Annotated in this window: 17 protein-coding genes; 11 read left to right on the top strand and 6 right to left on the bottom strand. The window is 70.0% G+C overall.

The genetic code is table 11. The features are described from left to right. The first annotated feature begins 38 nt into the window (after window positions 1-38). Window positions 39-1,274, top strand: coding sequence for an MFS transporter (locus H4281_RS23375; RefSeq protein ID WP_182893067.1), 1,236 nt, complete (start codon window positions 39-41; stop codon window positions 1,272-1,274). A 36-nt stretch (window positions 1,275-1,310) separates the two neighbouring features. Further along, window positions 1,311-2,093, top strand: coding sequence for an oxidoreductase (locus H4281_RS23370; protein ID WP_182893066.1), 783 nt, complete (start codon window positions 1,311-1,313; stop codon window positions 2,091-2,093). 132 nt (window positions 2,094-2,225) lie between these two features. Here the strand turns inward: H4281_RS23370 and H4281_RS23365 are convergent, their stop codons facing one another. The 5 genes from H4281_RS23365 to H4281_RS23345 all read right to left on the bottom strand — a co-directional run bounded on the left by H4281_RS23365 (window position 2,226) and on the right by H4281_RS23345 (window position 5,627). Then, a complete protein-coding gene (locus tag H4281_RS23365; protein WP_182893065.1) occupies window positions 2,226-2,642 on the bottom strand; it encodes a GlcG/HbpS family heme-binding protein in 417 nt (138 codons plus the stop codon). 70 nt (window positions 2,643-2,712) lie between these two features. Then, window positions 2,713-3,144 carry a nuclear transport factor 2 family protein gene (locus tag H4281_RS23360; protein WP_182893064.1) on the bottom strand — a complete coding sequence of 144 codons (432 nt, stop codon included), beginning with the start codon at window positions 3,142-3,144 and terminating at the stop codon, window positions 2,713-2,715. A 1-nt stretch (window position 3,145) separates the two neighbouring features. Next, window positions 3,146-3,835 carry an EthD domain-containing protein gene (locus H4281_RS23355; protein WP_182893063.1) on the bottom strand — a complete coding sequence of 230 codons (690 nt, stop codon included), beginning with the start codon at window positions 3,833-3,835 and terminating at the stop codon, window positions 3,146-3,148. A 29-nt stretch (window positions 3,836-3,864) separates the two neighbouring features. Beyond that, entirely contained in the window at window positions 3,865-4,173 is a 309-nt protein-coding gene (locus H4281_RS23350; RefSeq protein WP_182893062.1) for a muconolactone Delta-isomerase, read from the bottom strand. 14 nt (window positions 4,174-4,187) lie between these two features. Next, on the bottom strand, window positions 4,188-5,627 hold the full coding sequence (locus tag H4281_RS23345) for an ankyrin repeat domain-containing protein (protein WP_182893061.1): 1,440 nt from the start codon (window positions 5,625-5,627) through the stop codon (window positions 4,188-4,190). Between the two features lie 304 nt (window positions 5,628-5,931). Between H4281_RS23345 and H4281_RS23340 the strand changes: the two genes are divergently transcribed. The 9 genes from H4281_RS23340 to H4281_RS23300 all read left to right on the top strand — a co-directional run bounded on the left by H4281_RS23340 (window position 5,932) and on the right by H4281_RS23300 (window position 15,187). Further along, on the top strand, window positions 5,932-6,918 hold the full coding sequence (locus H4281_RS23340) for an aldo/keto reductase (RefSeq protein ID WP_182893060.1): 987 nt from the start codon (window positions 5,932-5,934) through the stop codon (window positions 6,916-6,918). Between the two features lie 177 nt (window positions 6,919-7,095). Beyond that, window positions 7,096-8,241: an alpha/beta hydrolase gene (locus H4281_RS23335; RefSeq protein WP_312872165.1), complete on the top strand. Its 1,146-nt coding sequence runs from the start codon at window positions 7,096-7,098 to the stop codon at window positions 8,239-8,241. Window positions 8,242-8,263: 22 nt separating this feature from the next. Continuing rightward, the gene (locus H4281_RS23330; RefSeq protein WP_116205520.1) at window positions 8,264-8,950 is read left to right on the top strand and encodes a TetR/AcrR family transcriptional regulator; all 687 of its coding nucleotides are present in this window, start codon (window positions 8,264-8,266) and stop codon (window positions 8,948-8,950) included. Between the two features lie 141 nt (window positions 8,951-9,091). Beyond that, the gene (locus H4281_RS23325) at window positions 9,092-10,762 is read left to right on the top strand and encodes an AMP-binding protein (protein ID WP_220507735.1); all 1,671 of its coding nucleotides are present in this window, start codon (window positions 9,092-9,094) and stop codon (window positions 10,760-10,762) included. Then, window positions 10,759-12,282 (top strand): FAD-dependent monooxygenase, encoded by a 1,524-nt coding sequence (locus tag H4281_RS23320; RefSeq protein WP_182893059.1) that lies wholly within the window; start codon window positions 10,759-10,761, stop codon window positions 12,280-12,282. Before H4281_RS23325 ends, H4281_RS23320 begins: the two co-directional genes overlap by 4 nt. Beyond that, complete coding sequence (locus H4281_RS23315; RefSeq protein WP_182893058.1) at window positions 12,279-13,037, top strand: maleate cis-trans isomerase family protein; 759 nt, start codon at window positions 12,279-12,281, stop codon at window positions 13,035-13,037. The genes H4281_RS23320 and H4281_RS23315 overlap by 4 nt, the downstream gene beginning before the upstream one ends. 12 nt (window positions 13,038-13,049) lie before the next feature. After that, complete coding sequence (locus H4281_RS23310; RefSeq protein ID WP_182893057.1) at window positions 13,050-13,688, top strand: VOC family protein; 639 nt, start codon at window positions 13,050-13,052, stop codon at window positions 13,686-13,688. A gap of 1 nt (window position 13,689) precedes the next feature. Further along, window positions 13,690-13,944 carry a hypothetical protein gene (locus tag H4281_RS23305; protein WP_182893056.1) on the top strand — a complete coding sequence of 85 codons (255 nt, stop codon included), beginning with the start codon at window positions 13,690-13,692 and terminating at the stop codon, window positions 13,942-13,944. Continuing rightward, window positions 13,937-15,187 (top strand): alpha/beta hydrolase, encoded by a 1,251-nt coding sequence (locus tag H4281_RS23300; protein ID WP_182893055.1) that lies wholly within the window; start codon window positions 13,937-13,939, stop codon window positions 15,185-15,187. The genes H4281_RS23305 and H4281_RS23300 overlap by 8 nt, the downstream gene beginning before the upstream one ends. Window positions 15,188-15,647: 460 nt before the next feature. Here H4281_RS23300 and H4281_RS23295 read toward each other — a convergent pair whose 3' ends face one another. Next, window positions 15,648-17,219, bottom strand: coding sequence for a molybdopterin-dependent oxidoreductase (locus H4281_RS23295; protein WP_182893054.1), 1,572 nt, complete (start codon window positions 17,217-17,219; stop codon window positions 15,648-15,650). Window positions 17,220-17,555 lie beyond the last annotated feature (336 nt).

Raw genomic sequence — 17,555 nt, 5'->3', positions numbered from 1 at the left:
CGAACCCGAGAAAGACCAAGAAAGAAGGCGGAAAGGAAATGAGTTCCCCGATGAGGCCGGACCTGACTCGATCCCGGGGAAGCCTGGTGTTGCTGATCCTGTTCCTCGGGACCTTCACGATGGGCAGCGCCGAACTTCTCGTCGTGGGCGTGCTGAACCTGATCGCCCAGGACACCCACGCGTCGATCAGCACCGCCGGCTCCCTGGTCACCGCCTACGCTCTCGGCCAGGCGATCGGCGGCCCGGTCCTCACCGCGGTCACCGTCCGCGCGAGCAGGCGGCTCGTGCTGCTGTCGGCGATGGCGGCGTACGTCGCGATCACCGCGGTGATCGCGCTCAGCTCCGACTTCACCGTGCTCCTGATCGCCCGCGTGCTGACCGGTGCGTTGCAGGGCCTGGTGGTCGCGGTCGCCATCACGATCGGCATCGGCGTCGTGTCGCCCGAGCGGATCGGCCGGGCGATGTCGGTGGTGATCGGCGGGTTCGCGGTCTCCACCGCGTTCGGCGTCCCGCTCGGCACGCTCGTCGGGCAGCTCGTCGGCTGGCGGGGCGGGTTCTTCGGCATCGTCTTCGTCGGGGTCCTCGTGCTGGCCGCGATGCTGCTGTTCGTGCCGAAGGTCGCCTCGTCCGGGGCGATGGGGTTCAGCTCGCAGGTCCGCCACGCGCTGCACCCCCGGGTGATCGCGGTGCTCGGCTTCGCCGTGCTGCTGTTCGCGGGCCAGTTCGCGGTGCTCACCTACCTGGAGCCCTACCTCGGGGAGGTCACCGGCATCGCGGGCGGGATGGTGAGCGTCTTCCTCCTGGTGTTCGGGATCGCCAACGCGCTCGGCACCTTCCTGGGCGGCAAGCTCGCCGACTGGAACGCGACGCTGACCATGGTCGTCTGCGGGCTCGTCCTGGCGGCCGCGCTCGGCGTGCTCGCCTTGGTCGGGTCCCTGCCGGTGCCCGCCGCGGTGGTGCTGGGGGTGTGGGGTCTCGCCGGTTTCGCCGCCGTGCCGTCGGTGCAGTACCGGGTGACAGCCCTGGCCGGGCCCGGCGGCGACCTCGCCGCGTCGCTGCCCGCTTCCGCGCTGAACGCCGGGATCGCGATCGGCGCGCTCGTCGGCGGCCTGGCGCTGACCGGCGGCGGGCTGTCCGCCATCACCGTCACCGGACTGATCATCTGCGCTGTCACCGTGCCGGTCGGGTGGGCGACCGGATTCCTGAAGCCGCCGCCGGCGGCGGCCCACGCCGAAGCCAGGTCCAGCGAGGCAGTCGCCCCGGCGGCCGACTGAGCACAGCGCCGCCAAACCAACAAGGAAAGGTGCACCATGTCTGGCGAGCTCAAGGGAAAGCGTGCCTTGATCACGGGCGGGACGCGGGGGATCGGCCTCGGCATCGTCGAGCGGTTCCTCGAAGAAGGCGCCACTGTCGTGACCCTGGCCCGGAACCCCGCGCCCCACCTGCCGTCCGAGGCGACTCTGGTGCGGGCCGATCTCAGCACCCTCGAGGGCGTGCAATATGCCGCGAACGAGGCGCTTTCGGTGCTCGGCGGGATCGACGTGCTGGTGAACAACGCGGGCGGGACCGAAAGCGGCGCGCGGCCCTACATCAACGGCATCGCGTCGATCCCGGACGAACTGTGGGTCTCGGTCATGCAGACGCACTACCTCGCCGCGGTGCGCCTCGACCGCGCCGTCCTGCCCGGCATGATCGAACGGGGTTCGGGCTCGATCGTCGAGATCGTGTCGAACTCCGCTCGCAGGCCGATCCCTCCGCTGCTGCACTACACCGCGGCCAAGGCGGCGCTCGCCAACTACGCCAAAGGACTCGCTGCCGAAGCGGCGCCCAGCGGCGTCCGCGTCAACAGCGTTTCCCCGGGCCTCACCAAGACGCCGAGCATCGACGGCGTGGTCGGGGCCATCGCGGGCGACACCGGCCAGGACCCGGCCGAGGTCCGGAAGATGCTGGTGGAACTGGAAAGCGCGCCGCTGGTGGGGGAGAGCACCCCGGAGGACGTCGCGAACGTGGTCGTGTTCCTGGCCTCGGACCGGGCTTCGCGGGTCACCGGAGCCAACTATCTGGTCGACGCGGGGTCGCTGACGGAAGTGTGACCGCGCACGGGAAACCGGCCGGAGGATCACCTTCGGCCGGTTCGCTGTGTCCGGCGTCTTCTGCCGGAGACGCCGACCGCACGCGGCGAACCGGCCGGAGAATTCCCTCCGGCCGGTTCCTTGGCGCCTGCCCTACTCCTCGCCGAACGCGTCCACGCCCGCCGCGGCGATGGGTTCGTCCTCTCCCCGGCTGCTGCCCGAGACACCGACCGCGCCCGCGATCGCGCCGCCCCGTTCGAGGGGGAGAGCGCCGGGCAGCAAAGAAAAACCGGGCCGGTTGGACAGCCCGGCGAGGACGGCCGGGTCGGCCGAGGCGAATTCCGCGAGGGCGTGGGTGGACATGCCGTAGCCCGCCGCGGTGGCGGCCTTGTCGACGGCGAGGTCGACGGTCGCGAACGTCGCGCCGTCCATCCGGTGCAGCGCCTTGAGATTGCCGCCGCTGTCGACGACCGCCACGCACACCCCGGCGCCCAGTTCCCCGGCGCGGGCGACCGCCTTGTCGATTACCCGGCGGGCCTGTGCCGCCGAGATCGCGGGATTGCCGCTCATCTTTCGCTCCCTTGAGACGAGGATCGGCCCGGGCGGTGCGCCCGCCCGGGCCGATCCGGTTCTTCCCCGGTCAGGTCCGCCGCGGGGCGTACGCCACGGCGGCGAGGCCGAATTCCACCCCGGCGACGATCGGGTCGAAGTACTCCCAGTACTCGCGGAGCAGACCCGCGTCGTCGAACTTGAAAATGCCGAGATAGGTGTTGCGATAGCGCTTCCCGCCGGCGAGCACGCAGGCCGAGTCGAACCGGGCGAGCACCGTGTCGCCGGACTCCCAGGTCTCCCTGATCGGAAAACTCAGGCTGTCGAACATCGACGGCATGCCCCTCCACCTGTCGTAGATCGCGGCCTTGCCGACGAGGTGCCGGGGGAACATCTCGGTGCCGAAGGGGTAGTACTGCGCGCCTTCGTCGGCCCACAGCTCCATCCAGTCGTCGATGTTCCCTTCCTCCAGCAGCCGGAGGAAGGTCGCCACCGTCTCGGCGTTGCGGCTCACCGCGCTCATCTCAGCGCGCCTGCGGTCCGATGACCCAGTGCTCGGTGAAGAGCAGCCGGTGGACGTAGCGGGGCTCCGCGATCGATTCCAGGTGCTTCGTCGCACGCGCGAACTCCGGCGATTCGAGAGCCGCGGTCACGGCGGCCACGTCGTCGAAGTACAGCTGGTACGCGACGTCGAGCAGGGCCTCGCCGAGGCTGTAGTAGCCGTCCTTGGTGAACCCCTGGAGGTAGCGCCGCAGCCCCGGGACCTCCGCCGTCAGGCTGGCCTGCTCGCCGAGGCTGTGCTCGCGGAACTCGGTGAGCGGCAAGCCTTCCCGGCGTTTCGCCAGCATGATCATCTTGACCCCGGCGGGCTCGGAGCCCGCGCGCACCACGTGCGCGTCGGTGTCCAGCACGACGGTGCGCCAGAACGCCGCCCAATTGGGCTCGTCCAGCCGCGCGCCCTGCAAGAACTCGTCGGTCTGCAGCGAGGCCAGCTGCTCCTGTTCGTTCTCCAGCCAGATTTCCGCGACCCCGCTCCACAACGGCTCGGCGTCGGGATCCTCGCCGGGGAAGGGGATCCGCTTGTCGATCAGGTACTTGCGGATCTGCGGGATCTTGCTGGCGAACTCGACCGCGTGCACGTCGAGCCAGTAGTCCTGGAACTCCTGCTCGCACATGCCGGGTTTCGGCGCGGCGAAGATGAGCTGGTGAATCATGTCGCTCCCTGTCCTCCTCGGGCGGATCCTCAGACCTGGTAACGCTTCTTGACGTCCTCGGCGAACCCGAGGTAGTCGCGCAGCGGCCACACTTGCTCGAACTCCAGGTATTCGCGCATCGGCAGCCTGCCCAGCGCGGTGCGGTCGAGCTCCTCGGCGTCGGGGGAGTCGATGATCGCGACGACCCGTTTCTGCGCGGCCACTTTCCAGATGCCGACGCAGAAACCGGAGTCGACGGTCTCCTGCGCGTGCTCGGCCTCCTCCCGCTCGATCTCCCACAGTTCGTCGAGCGTGATCCGGCCCTCGTGGTGCCATTTCATCTGCACGTAGAACAGCATCGGTCCCTCCTCGGTCAGGACTTCGCGCGGATGAGCGCGGTCAGCGGGTGGTCCCCGAACACCTCGGCCGCGAGGTCGAGCGGGGTCTTTCCGTCGTGCCCCACCAGGTCGAGCCGCGCGCCCGCGTCGACGACGGCCCGCGCGCATTCCTCGTAGCCGTGCCACAGCGCGTCGTGCAGCGGGGTGTATCCGTTGGTGGCTCCCTGGAAGTCGAGGTTCACCCCGGGCCATCCGGCGATCGTCCTCGTCAGCTCGACGTGTCCGTTGTAGACGGCCTTGTGCAGGGGCACGGCTCCGAAGGTCGGCTCGGTGGCGTTGACGTCCGCGCCCGCGTCCAGCAGCAGGCGGGCGATCTCGGTGTGCCCGTCCCGGGCCGCGACCAGCAGCGGCGTGTGCCCGTCGTTGAATCCGCCGACGATCGGGAACACTTCGTCGGCCTCGGCTCCGTTCGCGAGCAGTTCGCGCACAGAGCCGACGTCGCCCGCAGTGACCGCCGTCATCAGCCATTGCGCTGCCGCCCGCTCATCGTCGGACGCGATGCGCTCGTTGAGGTACTTCTCGGCGAGCAGCAGCCGGTCCTTGCCCACGGTGTTCACGTTCAGCTCGTACGCGAAGTGCTCCTTGAGCGAGAACCCGTAGTGCGTGCTGAGGTTGAGCCCGGCGCCCGCGTCGAGGAGGTACTTCGCGACCTCCGGGAACTTGTACCAAAGCGCGTCCATGAGCGGGGTGTGCCCAGTGGTCGGCGCGACCGCGTCGACGAACGCGCCAGCCTCGACCAGCGACCGGACCACGTCGAGACTCCCGCCCTGGCACGCCTTGTGCAGTGCGGTCGCCCCCGCGCCGCTGTCCGCGGTCAAGACGTCCGCGCCGCGCGCGACGAGGAGGTCCGTCAACGGCGCGTCGGCGCGTCCCGCAGCGATCATCAGCGCGGTCAACCCGCTCTCCGGGTCCCGGTGATCGACGTCCGCACCGAAGCGGAGCACCTCGGAAACCGTTTCGCGGTCGCCTTTCCAGCTCGCCGCGATCAACCGCTCGTCCGCGTCCGAGGTGAAGGCCGCGATCTCGCCGTTGGGGTCGAAGTACACCTTCCACCTGGCGATCCGGCCGCTGTCGTCGACGACCATCTCGTGCGAGTCGAGGATCTCGAACTCGGTGCCGGTCCTGGTGTGCGCGGCCCTGGTGTAAATCGTCGCGAACGCGGTGTCGCCGTCGGCGCGCAACCCGCGCAGCGCGTAGTCCAGCACCTCGGTCGTCTCCGCGCGAACGGCGAAGGCCTTCCGCACGGCGTCGACCCCGCGGTGCTGCCCGAGGTAGGGGATGACGCTGTTCCACTCGTCGCGCGGCAGATCGAACTCGACATCGGGGGCGAGCAGCGCCAGCGCCGAGTCGAGGTCTCCGTTCTCGAGACTGGAGAAGTACTTCTCCACCACTTGCCGGGTCTGTTCGGTACGCATCGAACTCCTCCTGCGGCTTCGCTGGCCGGCTGTCCACCCGTCATTCCCTGGCCATTGCGCCAGCCGGAACCGCCGCCAGGCAAAGGATCCGGGGCCCGGCGGGGGGACAACGTCAAGTGGGGCCCGGACTTCGGAAGGTCCGGGCCGGTTCGGCGGCGAGGGACTCGGCCATGGGGGCACCGGCAGTACCGGCAACGACAAGTCCTCCCCGCCGCCCCCGGTACGGACCTGGCCTGCGGTCACCGCTTCCGTTCGCGCAGCGGAAGCAATGGTCCAGACGACCTTGACCGAAGGAGCGCTTTCCGTGCAGAAACGCACACTCGGGCAGCACCTCGAAGTTTCCGCCATGGGACTCGGTTGCATGGGCATGAGCTTCTTCTACGGTGCGGCCCCGGACCCAGCCGGCATGACGAAGCTGCTGCGGGCCGCGGTCGATCTCGGCGTGACTTTCTTCGACACCGCCGAGGTTTATGGCCCGTTCGCCAATGAAGAGCTGGTCGGCAAGGCGCTGGCGCCGGTCCGCGACCAGGTGGTGATCGCCACCAAATTCGGCCTCAAGCACGGAGAAAACGGTCCGGCCCCGGCGTCGGGGCCGGACAGCCGCCCCGAGCAGATCCGTCGCGTGACCGAGGCTTCGCTCCAGCGGCTGCGCACGGACTGCATCGACTTGCTTTACCGGCACCGCGTCGATCCCGAAGTGCCCATCGAAGACGTAGCGGGCACGGTCAGGGAATTGATCGCGGAAGGCAAGGTCAAGCACTTCGGTCTGTCGGAGGCAGGCGCGGCGACGATCAGCCGCGCCCACGCCGTGCAGCCGGTGACGGCCCTGCAAAGCGAATACTCGCTCTGGATGCGAGACCATGAAACCGAGATCATCCCGACCTTGGAAAAGCTGGGCATCGGCCTGGTGCCCTACAGCCCGCTGGGCAAAGGCTATCTGACCGGCACGATCGACCCCGGCGCCTCCCTGGCCGGCAACGACCTCCGCCGCATGCTGCCGCGCTTCGCCCCGGAAGCACGGCAGGCCAACCAGAAACTGGTCGACTTGCTCAAGCAGATCGCCGGCGACAAGGGAGCCACCCCGGCACAGTTCGCTCTCGCCTGGGTGCTGGCGCGGAAGCCCTGGTTCGTGCCGATTCCCGGCACCACCAAACTGCACCGCCTGGAAGAGAACCTGGGAGCGCTCGACGTCGAATTGACGCCCGGCGACCTGCAACGCATCGAGGAGGCCGCGAACGATATCCAGGGTGAGCGTGTTCCTGGAGGGCTGAAGGCTTTGTTCGGCCGCTGAGCCTCTGCTCAGGCAGCGGACAGGGCACGGCTGCGCCGGCGGCGGTCAGCGACCAGTAGTGCGCCCGGACGCAACGCCTTCACCTGCGCCAACACTTGACTTCGACACTTACGTCGATAACATGACACATGCGTAAGAGGACGGGCAATGAGGCCCGTCCGTCGAAGGGAGACCACCGTGCGCAGCGTGCAACGACGTATTTCCCGGATCGCGGCGGTGGTGTCCGCCTCGGTGCTGGCGCTGTCCGGCGCCGCGGCCGTCGCGAGCGCGGACAACGGCTGGCCGCTCGCGCCGCAGGCGGTGCCCGGGCTGCCCGGCACTCCGGCGGCGGCCGACCTGCCGGACGCGACCTCGGCGAGCGGGGCGCAGTGCCGCAACTACTTCTTCCCGGTCACCGAGCCGGGAAGTTCCGTGGTGCTCAAGGAATTCGGCCAGCTGTGCACCTCCGACCCGGCGCTGCTGGGCAAGCAGCCGGTGCAGATCCTGATCCACGGCGGGACCTACGACCACACTTACTACGACTGGCCGTACCAGCCGGACCGCTACAACTACGTCCGCTACATGACCCAGCGCGGCTTCACGACCCTGAACCTTGATCGGATCGGGTACGGCCGCAGCGATCATCCGCTCGGCGCGAGCATGAACTTCGACGTCGCCGCGAACACCACGCATCAAATTGTGCAGTACCTGCGCCAAGGCGGTCTGGGCCCGCAATTCGGCACTGTCACGCTGAACGGCTACTCGATGGGCGGTCTCACCTCGCAGGTCGAGGCGGGCACCTTCCACGACGTCGACGCGCTGATGGTGCACGCCGTCGGGCACGGGCTGCTGACTCCGGCTTCGACCGCGCGGCTGGGCACTTTCGCCTATCCGGCGCTGCTGGACTCGAAGTTCTCCGGGCAGCCGTGGGCGGTCGACCCCGCGTATCTCACCAGCATTCCGGGCCGTCGCACCATTTTCTACGGTCCGGCGGCCACTTTCGATCCACAGCAGCTGACGGTCGAGGACGCGACGAAGGACACCATGTCGGCGACCGAGCTCGCGGACATCACCCTGCGCACCTACACCGACCAGACCAAGAACATCGACGCGCCGATCCTGTGGTCGCCCGGCCAGTACGACAAGATCTGGTGCGGCACTACCGACGACTGCGACACCGATCCGATGTCGGCGAACGAGCCGGGCTACTACCGGCCGGGCGTGTTCACCAAGTACATCGTGCAGAACACCGGCCACGCCACGCTGCTCGGCTACGGCGGCGCCGACTACCTGAACGAGATCGTCGGCTGGCTGGGTGCGCACGGCATTCACGGCGTGCGGTGAGCCCGCGGGTAAGCTGCGGATCATGTCCACGGCAGAGCGGGGTAAGGGAAAACGCAGCGAGCTGCGCCGCACGCTGGTGACTTCGGAACTGCTCGACACCGCGACCCGGCTGTTCGCGGAAAAGGGCTACGAGGCGACCAGCCTGCTGGACATCGCGAACGCGCTGAACATCTCGCGGCCCGCGCTGTATCACTACGTGAGCAAGAAGGAAGACCTGCTCGCGATGCTCGTCGAACAGGTCACGAACGGTTTCGCCGAGGTGCTCGCGCAGTTCAAGGCGCGCGACGATCTCGCGCCGTCGGAGAAGATCGCCGACGTCGTCGGGCTGATCGTGCGGCAGCGGGCCGAGCATTCCGACCAGTTCCGCATTCTCGACCGCTCCGAGTCGATCCTGCCGGAACCGCTCGCGGGCGAGCATCTCGAGGCGAAACGCACCGTCCTGCGCGAATTCACCGCACTCGTGGAGGCGGGCATCGAAACCGGGGAGTTCCGCCCGGTCGACGCGCGCACCGCCGCGTTGTCGCTGCTGGGCATGTGCAACTGGGTCGCCTGGTGGTTCCGGTCCGGCTCGGACGTCGAGGCGGTCGTCGCGACGATCACCGGGCTGGCGACGTCGATGCTCGCCGCCGGCGACAACACCGGGCGCGGACGGCAGGACGCGAAGACCATCGACCAGATCCGCGCGCTCCTGGACCGCCTCGAAGGCTGACCGGGATCCTGCTTCGGCCGTGCGGCGCACCAGCGCCGCACGGCCTTTTTCGTGCCCCGGCCAGTCCGGCGTTGTGACATCAGTGTCGAACTTTCGACACAGCTATTGAACTTTTGCGCGGACCGGCTTACCGTCATCCGCATGACGTTGCCTCCACCTGCACCACCGACGACCCCGTACGACGAGGTCAGCGTGCTTGCCTACCGGCGTGCCGGGTTCTGGGCGGGGCGGTCGCTGCCGGCGGAACTGCTCGACTCCGCGCGCCGGCACGGGACGCGGATCGCGCTGCTGGCCGAGGGCCGCGCGTGGACCTACGACGAGCTGTTCGGCGAAGCCCAGCGGTTCGCGGCCGGGCTGCTTCGCTCCGGCGCGGCCCGGCCGGGCGAGCCGGTGATGTTCCAGATGGGGAACGTCGCCGAGACGGTCGTCGCCTACCTGGGCTGCTTGTTCGCCGCCGCGCCGCCCGTGTGCACGCTGCCGCAGCACGGCACGCGCGAGATCGGCCTGCTGGCGGCGCACGTCGGCGCCCGCACGCTCCTCGTGCAGGCCGACTTCCGCGACGGGAGGCTGCGCACCCAGGCCGAACAGCTTCTCGCCGAGGGCTCGGTCGCCGAGGTGGTGACGTGCCGCGGCGAGCCGATCGGCACGGCGCCGGGCTACGACCGGCTGGTGCGCGAGCCGGTCCGGGAACCGTTGCCCTATCTCGAATCCGACCTGCTCCGGCCTGCGGTCTTCCAGCTTTCCGGCGGCACGACCGGCCTGCCGAAGGTCGCGCCGCGGCTGCACGAGGAATACGCCTACAACGCGCGCGCCTGGGCCGCGGCGATGGCGATGGACGAACACTCCCGCCTGCTGTATCCGTTGCCGCTCATGCACAACGCCGGGATTTCGCTCGCGCTCCAGCCGTCGATCTTCACCGGCGCGACGCTCGTGCTCTCGCCCTCGGCGGACGTCGACACGGTCCTCGACCTCGTCGCCGAGCACCAGCCGGACGTGCTGCCGCTCGTCCCGCCCGCGCTCGCGGTCCGGCTGCTCGAATCGCCGCGCGCCCAGCAGACCGACTTCTCCGGTCTCCGCGATTTCGTCGTCGGCGGACAGCGGCTGCCGGTCGAGGTCGCCGAGCGGCTGCGCGACGAGCTGGGCATCCGGATCCGCCAGATGTTCGGCATGGCGGAAGGGATGTTCCTGGTCACGCCCGCCGGCGCGGACGAGGCGGTGCGCCACCGCACGGTGGGCGCGCCGATCTCCGCGGCCGACGAGATCCGGATCCTCGACCCGGTGTCCGAGGACGAGGTGCCCGACGGCGAGGTCGGCGAATTCGCCGCGCGCGGGCCGTACACGATCCGCGGCTACTACCGCGCCGACGAGCACAACCGGACCGCGTTCACGGCCGACGGCTTTTACCGCACCGGCGATCTGGCCCGGCGGCACGTCGCCGCGGCGGGCGTCAGCTACTCGATCGACGGCCGGATCAAGGACGTGATCAACCGCGGCGTCGAGAAGATCTTCGCCGAGGAGGTGGAGGAGATCATCGTCGCGCATCCGGACGTGGTCACCGCCGCGCTCGTCGCGATGCCCGATCCCGTGCTGGGCGAGCGGGCCTGCGCGTATCTCGTGCTGGAGGACGGCGCGGTGCCGCTGACAGTCGAAACGCTGGGTGCGCACCTGCTCGCCCGCGGGCTGGCGAAGTACAAACTGCCCGAGCGCGTCGAGGTCGTGCCCGCGCTGCCGCTGACGAACGTCGGCAAGGTCGCGAAGAACCGGCTGCGCGAGGACGTCCAGGCGAAAATGGCCGAAGGGAGCGCCCGATGACCCGGCGGGTGAACGTGCTCGGCGGCGGCCCCGGCGGGCTGTACGCCGCGCGGCTGCTGAAACTGCGCGACCCGGCCCTGGAGGTGGTCGTCCACGAGCGGATGGACGGCGCGCAGGAGACGTTCGGGTTCGGCGTCGGGCTCACCGAGGCCACCATGCGCAATCTCGAACAGGCCGATCCGGAAACCGCGGACCGGGTCCGGGAGGTCAGCTACGTCGGCCACGAACTGCGGTTCGCCGCCGAGGACCGGTCCGTCTGCCTCCACGGCGCGCGGAACCTCGCGGTCGGCCGCGCCGCGCTGCTGCGCGTCCTGACCGAAGCGGCGACCGCGGTAGGCGTCGAGTACCGGGCCGGATCGCACGCGGATCTGGGCTCGGTGAGCGGCGACGTCGTCATCGCGGCGGACGGCGTCGGCAGCGGGACGCGCGCCAAGCTCAGCGCCGAACTGGGCGTCCGGACCAGCCTCGGGCGGACGCGGTACGTCTGGTGCGGCGCGCCGTTCGCCGCCTCGTCCGCGTTCTTCGCGTCGGCCCGGCGCGGGCAGCAGCTGTTCGTCACGCACGCGTACCCGTACGCCGAGGACCGCAGCACGTTCCTGATCGAAGTGGACGACAGGACCTGGACCGACGCCGGGCTGGCCGCGTTCGACGCGGCGACCGCGCCCGGCGAAACGGACCAGCAGAGCGTGCGGCTGCTCGAAAACGTGCTCTCGGACCAATTGCGCGGCGGGAAACTGCTCGCCAACCGCACGCGGTGGAGCCGGTTCGTCAACCTCGGCCTCGACCGCTGGCACACCGGGAACGTCGCGCTGCTCGGCGACGCCGCGCACACCGCGCACTACACGCTGGGCTCGGGCACCAAGCTGGCGCTGGAAGACGCGATCGCCTTGGCGGACGCGCTGGCCGGGGAAAGCTCGGTGCCGGCCGCCTTCGCGGCGTACGAACAGGCCCGCCGTCCGGCGGTCGAGCGGTTCAAACAGCTCGCGGGCCGCAGCCAGCGGTGGTGGGATTCCTACCGCTGGCGGGCGGACTGGCCGGCCGAGCGGCTGGGCCTTTCCTACATGACCCGCTCCGGCAACCTGACCATGGCCGACTACGCCGCCTCGGAACCCGGGGTCGTGCGCACCGCGCTGGAGTGGCTGGGCGCCGCGCCGTCCGGCGACCCGGCCGAGTGGGTCCTCGCGCAACCGTTGCGCGGCAACGGGATCCAGCTGCCTGCCCGGGCGGTCCCGCGGGCGGACCTCGGCCAGCCGGTCGAGGAGGTCGCGTGGGCCGAGCCGGACGTGTGGGGCGAGGACGCCGACCGGACCGTCGCGCGGCTCGCGGCCGGGACCGGACCGGTGCTGGTGACCGGGAAACCCGGGGAGTTCTGGGCCCGGGTCGACTTCGCCGAGCGGCTCCGGCTGCGGACCCGGCGCACTGTCGGAGTGGATCTGCCGCGGTCCGCGCGGGCCTTCGCGGCCACCTCGGTCGGCGCCGGCCGGGCCGATTTCGTGACTGTCTCCCAGGAGGATTCGTGACCACCACATCCCGGCGCGTCGGGCTGATCGTGCCGAGTTCGAACGTGACCGTCGAGACCGAGCTGCCGCGGCTGCTGCGGCGCGTGGACGGCGTCGAGTTTTCGTTCCACGCCAGCCGGATGCGGATGCACGCCGTCACGCCCGAGCAGTTGCGCGCGATGAACGCGCAGCGCGAGCGGTGCGTGCTGGAGATCGGCGACGCGCAGACGGACGTGCTGCTGTACGCCTGCCTCGTCGCGGTAATGGCCATGGGCGCCGGCGAACACCGCGACGCCGAACTGCGGATCGCGGAACAGCTCGCGACGGGCGGCTCGGACACGAAGGTGCTGTCCAGCGCCGGAGCGCTGGTGCGGGCGCTGACCGACCTCGCGGCGAGGCGGGTCGCGCTGGTCATGCCGTACACCGAATCGGTGGCGCGCACGGTCGTCGAATACCTCGAAGCCGAAGGATTCACGATCACCGGCTGGCGCGCGCTCGGCGTCGCGGACAACACCGAGGTCGGCTGCATCCCCGGCGAGACCGTGCTGGCCGCGGCCCGCGAACTCGACTTGAGCGACAGCGACGCGCTGGTGATCTCGTGCTGCGTCCAGATGCCGTCGCTGGACCTCGTCCAGCCCGCGGAGGAGGAGTTCGGGCTGCCCGTGCTGTCCGCGGCCACCGCGGGCGCGTACTCGATCCTGCGCGGCCTCGGCCTGCCCGTCGATCTTCCCGGCGCGGGTTCGCTGCTGCGCGCCGACGCCAACGTCCAGGTCTGACAAGGAGTTTCCATGACTGACAAGCCAGTGCACCGGGTGCGCGGGGTCGACCACGCCGCGTTCCCGACCTTCGACCCGGCCGCCACCGTCCGGTTCTACCGCGACGTGCTCAAGTTCCCGATCGTCCACTCGATCTGCGCGGCCGGCTGGGGTCCGGAACGCCACCCGGACTTCATCCACTTCTTCTTCGACATCGGCGGCGGCGACCGGCTGGCGTTCTTCTACTACTTCGGCTGGGAACCGGCGGGCGACCAGACCGCGCCCGGCGACGCCTGGGCCCGGCTGCCGCACGGCACGCCGAAGTTCTTCGCCGACAGCAGGCATCTCGCGATCAACGTCGAGGACGAGGAAGACCTGCTGGAGTACCGCCGCCGCTTGGACGAATCCGAGTGGCCGGTGGAAATGCAGGTCATGCACGAGACCATCGAATCCATCTACACGCACGACCCGAACGGCTACATGGTCGAGATCACCCGCGCGCTGCGCCCGGTCACGCCGCAGGAGGACCTCGACGCGGAGCTCACCCTGCGAGCGCTGTGCGACGTAGCGTCCGGCGAGGCGCCGTCGATGGACCAGCTGCTGACGCGCAAGGCCGAGCTGATCGTCGAGCGGGCGGCGTCGTGGGAACCGACCGGGAAGGAGCTGGTCTGACGTGGCCCGGTTCTACGTTCTCGACGTGCCCGAAAACGTCGGAGTGGTCGATGTCGCGCGGAAAGACGACCACACCACCGTCGACCGGATCGGGCCGTATTTCCGGATCACCGCGCCGGAAACCATCGTGATCGACCGGCGCTCGACCGGCTGCCGGCACGCGGTCTGGTACAGCGCGGTCGCCGGATTGGAAGGTTCGGTGATCACTCAGCACGACAAGAACGCGTTGCGGGTCGAAAGGCGGGCCGATGGCTGAGAACGGACTCGGCGCCGGCCGGTATCTCGCTCCGGCGGAGCTGCCCGAAGCGACGGTCACGACCGCGCACCAGCTCGCCACGAGCGACGGCGCGACCGTGCACGGCCTGCTGAGGACAGTCCCGGGCGCGAGCACCGTAGCCGTGCTGATGCATCCGCGGCAGGACTTCTCGCATCACGTGCTGGTGCCGGAGCTGCTGAGCCAGGGGTACGCGGTGTGGACCCAGGGCACCCGGACGGTCGGCAACGACCTGACCTTGCTGCACGAGCAAGCCCTGCTCGACCTGGCCGCCGGGAACGTTTTCCTGCGGGACAAGGGATTCTCGCGGGTAGTCCTCATCGGACACTCCGGCGGCGCCGCGCTGGCCGCGTTCTACCTCCAGCAGGCCGCCCGCCCGGCCGCCCAGCGGCTGCGCCGGGCTCCGAGCGGGAAGCCGGTTCCGCTGGCGGAGGCCGAAATGCCGGTCGCGGACGGGTTCCTGATGATGGCCCCGCACCCCGGCCAGGGCGCGCTGCTGCTGCGGCTGATCGATCCGTCGGTCGTCGACGAGCGGGACCCGCGTTCGGCCGCGCCGGAGCTGGACCCGTACCTGCCGGCCAACGGCTTCGCCGAACCGCCCGGCTCGTCCGCGTACTCGGAAGAGTTCGTCGCGGCCTACCGAAAGGCACAGTACGACCGGATCTCCCGGATCGACGCGCTGGCCCGCGAACTCGCCGAGCAGTCCGCGGCGGCCCGGCACCGGTACGGCGAAACCCGGGACGCCGCCGATCGCCGCACCGCGCTGGCCACCGGCGTCCTGACCGTCTACCGCACCGACGCCGACCTGCGCTCGGTAGACCTGTCCTTGGACCCGAACGACCGCCCGTACGGGTCGTTGTTCGGCCGCCGCCCGGACCTCACCAACTACGGAGTCCTGGGCTTCGGCAGGCTGACGACCCCGGATTCGTGGCTGTCGACCTGGTCGGCGATTTCCGGCAACGCGGACCTGGCCGCCTGCCTGCCCGAAGTGACGGTGCCGACGCTGCTCGTGGAACTGACCGGCGACCAGGCGTGTTTCCCGGCCGACGCGCAGCGGTTCCGCGACCGCAGCGGTGCGGCCGACCTCGCGCACGTGCGGGTACCAGGCCGCCACTTCGGCGCTCCGCTGCGGGAAGGGATGACCTCCGGGGCGACCCTGGCCGGCGCGGAAATGGGGGCATGGCTGCGCGCCCGCTTCCCGGCCGGGGCGCTCGCGCCGGGCTGACCTCCGATTTCTGCGGGCCGCGGCCGATCGATGCCACCGGGTCCGGTGCACTCCGGGATCACTGCCTGCGACAGGGGACAAGGCCAGGCCGGCCCCGTCGGCGTCACGGATGAATCGCTCGGTGCGTTCGAGGGCGTCAGCGAAGTGCTGCCACGCTTTCGACGTTCGCGCCGGATCGGTATGCCATCTAAGCGACGAATCGGGCAATCTGCTGGGGGCAGGCCGAAACGCGGCTGCCTTGCCCCGTCCACTGTGGACTGGAGCGTGTCCGCGCTTCGGCCTGTTCCGCACGATGCCGGAATGCGAGCACAACCCGGACACCCCTCCGCGGCAACGAAGGACCGGTCGGGTCGTCATGTTCCCCGGCAGCGCCGCCCGAGAACGCGAGCCCGCTCATCAGCGCATCCGGGCGGCCGCCGGAGCCGCAGCCGGGAACGGCCCGCGGGGACGGGCGCCCGGGTCACTGGGCGATGAAGGTGATCGCATGCCATCCGGTCGCCCCGTCGGGCACGGTTCCGGCGCGCTGGTCGGTCTGGGTGTAGCCGGATTTGTCCGTGGCGCGGCAGACGACTTGACGGCTGCCCGGCCGGACGTCGAGTTCGGTCCACCACATCCGCCAGGTGTTCCGGTTGACCTCCGCCGACAGCGTCGTTTCCTGCCACGGTCCGTTGTCCGCGCGGACTTCGACCTTCTCGATCCCGGTGTGCTGGGCCCAGGCGATCCCGGCGACGCGCACCTTCCCGGCGGGGACGGTGTCGAATCCTTTGGGCGAGTCGATCCGCGATTCGGTTTTGACCGGCGCTTCGCGGCCCCAGCCCCGGTTGAGCCAGTACGCCTGTTTCGCCTGCCAGGTGGTGACTTCGAGGTCGGTGACCCATTTCGTCGCCGAGACATAGCCGTACAGGCCGGGAATCACCAGCCGGGCCGGGAATCCGTGTTCGATCGGCAGCGGTTCGCCGTTCATCCCGATGGCGAGCATCGCGCCGCGGTCGCGGTCCAGCGCGGCGGCGACGGGGCTGCCGGAGGTCCAGCCGTCCACGCTGGTCGAGAACAATTGTTCCGCGCCAGGGCGGATTCCGGCTTCGCCGAGCAGGTCGGCGAGGTCCACGCCGACGAAGTTCGCGGTGGACACATAGGTGCCGCCGACCTCGTTGGAGACGCACGTCATGGTGATTGTGCGTTCGACGAGCGGCCGGTCGCGGATGTCGGAGTAGCGGTATCGCTGCTCGCGCCCGACCATGCCGTGCAGCCGGAGGCTCCAGTCCTCCGCGCGGACCTGAGGAACCGTCAGGGCGGTGTCGACGCGGTAGAAGTCGCGGTTGCGCGTGAGGAATGCGGGCGTGCCCAGTTTGGCGAAGTCCGCGTCCGCGGGTATCGGCGGCGCTGTCCGGGCTGGGACGAGCCGCCCGACCGCGGTCCGGGACGCGTTCGCGTCGCGGGTGCCGGCGAGCAACTCGCCCGCGGTGGCCGCGGCGCCCGCTCCGACGATCACTCCGGCGCCTGCCAGCAGCACGGTCCTCCGCGAGGTGCCTTGCTCTTCGCTTTTCTCTTGGCGCGAACGAAGAGCCAGCCGGTGCAAGCCGACGAACACGGCGACCCCGGCGATCAGGCTCGCCAGCGGGGCCAGCAACGCCACCGCGGTCAGGTCGGGGCGTTCGTAGACGGCGAACGCCCCGACCAGTCCGAACCCGACGATCACGACGGCACCCGGCACAGGAGTCCGGCGCGAGGCCACGCCGGCCGCGGCCGCCACGAGGACCAGCACCGCAGCCATGCCGCTCAACAGCACCAGCTTGTCGTAGGTGCCGAAGGTCCGCACCGCGAAGTCTTTCAGCTCGACCGGGGTCAGGTCGATCGCGCCGTTGCCGACGGCGAGGTAAGGGGAGGCGTTGATCGAGATCAGCCCCGCGACCAGATGCCCCGCGGCGAGCGCGGCCGCGAGTGCGAGGACGCCCAGAAGAGCACCTGCCCACCACGTCAGGCGGCTCGGAGCTGCCGCGGAAGCGGATGTGCGGCTCGTGTGTGCGTTCATGACAGTGGACCGCCGTTTTCGTCTGTTCTCGATGGGCGACGCGGCCCAGGGGGACTGGCCGCCGAGGCGGCGCTTGCTGTGCTGTGCACGGCCGGCTGCCTCCGTGTCGTCTGCCGAGGGCAAGCCCGTCTGCTTGCCTCCGCCGGTCATTCGGCGCCGACCCGGTCAGGAGATTGGCCGTCGCCCGCGTTTTCTTGACGGCATCGGCGTTTCGCGCCAGGCGAGCGCGGATTTCGTTCGCTCGATCGGGTTTTTCGTCCGGGCGACCCATCCGCTCCGGCAGCCGCGCCGAATGACCGGCATCAGGCAGTTCCGACGTACTGCTACCGCCGCTCG

This window comes from Amycolatopsis dendrobii (assembly GCF_014145675.1).
GTDB lineage: Bacteria > Actinomycetota > Actinomycetes > Mycobacteriales > Pseudonocardiaceae > Amycolatopsis > Amycolatopsis dendrobii.
This window is presented reverse-complemented; position numbering and strand designations above follow the sequence as displayed.

Coding starts and splice junctions, on each gene's coding strand:
- H4281_RS23295 (WP_182893054.1), bottom strand. CDS start 17,219: ATGAACGCACACACGAGCCGCACATCCGCTTCCGCGGCAGCTCCGAGC.
- H4281_RS23375 (WP_182893067.1), top strand. CDS start 39: ATGAGTTCCCCGATGAGGCCGGACCTGACTCGATCCCGGGGAAGCCTG.
- H4281_RS23355 (WP_182893063.1), bottom strand. CDS start 3,835: ATGATTCACCAGCTCATCTTCGCCGCGCCGAAACCCGGCATGTGCGAG.
- H4281_RS23370 (WP_182893066.1), top strand. CDS start 1,311: ATGTCTGGCGAGCTCAAGGGAAAGCGTGCCTTGATCACGGGCGGGACG.
- H4281_RS23325 (WP_220507735.1), top strand. CDS start 9,092: ATGACGTTGCCTCCACCTGCACCACCGACGACCCCGTACGACGAGGTC.
- H4281_RS23360 (WP_182893064.1), bottom strand. CDS start 3,144: ATGAGCGCGGTGAGCCGCAACGCCGAGACGGTGGCGACCTTCCTCCGG.
- H4281_RS23350 (WP_182893062.1), bottom strand. CDS start 4,173: ATGCTGTTCTACGTGCAGATGAAATGGCACCACGAGGGCCGGATCACG.
- H4281_RS23310 (WP_182893057.1), top strand. CDS start 13,050: ATGACTGACAAGCCAGTGCACCGGGTGCGCGGGGTCGACCACGCCGCG.
- H4281_RS23300 (WP_182893055.1), top strand. CDS start 13,937: ATGGCTGAGAACGGACTCGGCGCCGGCCGGTATCTCGCTCCGGCGGAG.
- H4281_RS23320 (WP_182893059.1), top strand. CDS start 10,759: ATGACCCGGCGGGTGAACGTGCTCGGCGGCGGCCCCGGCGGGCTGTAC.
- H4281_RS23330 (WP_116205520.1), top strand. CDS start 8,264: ATGTCCACGGCAGAGCGGGGTAAGGGAAAACGCAGCGAGCTGCGCCGC.
- H4281_RS23365 (WP_182893065.1), bottom strand. CDS start 2,642: ATGAGCGGCAATCCCGCGATCTCGGCGGCACAGGCCCGCCGGGTAATC.
- H4281_RS23345 (WP_182893061.1), bottom strand. CDS start 5,627: ATGCGTACCGAACAGACCCGGCAAGTGGTGGAGAAGTACTTCTCCAGT.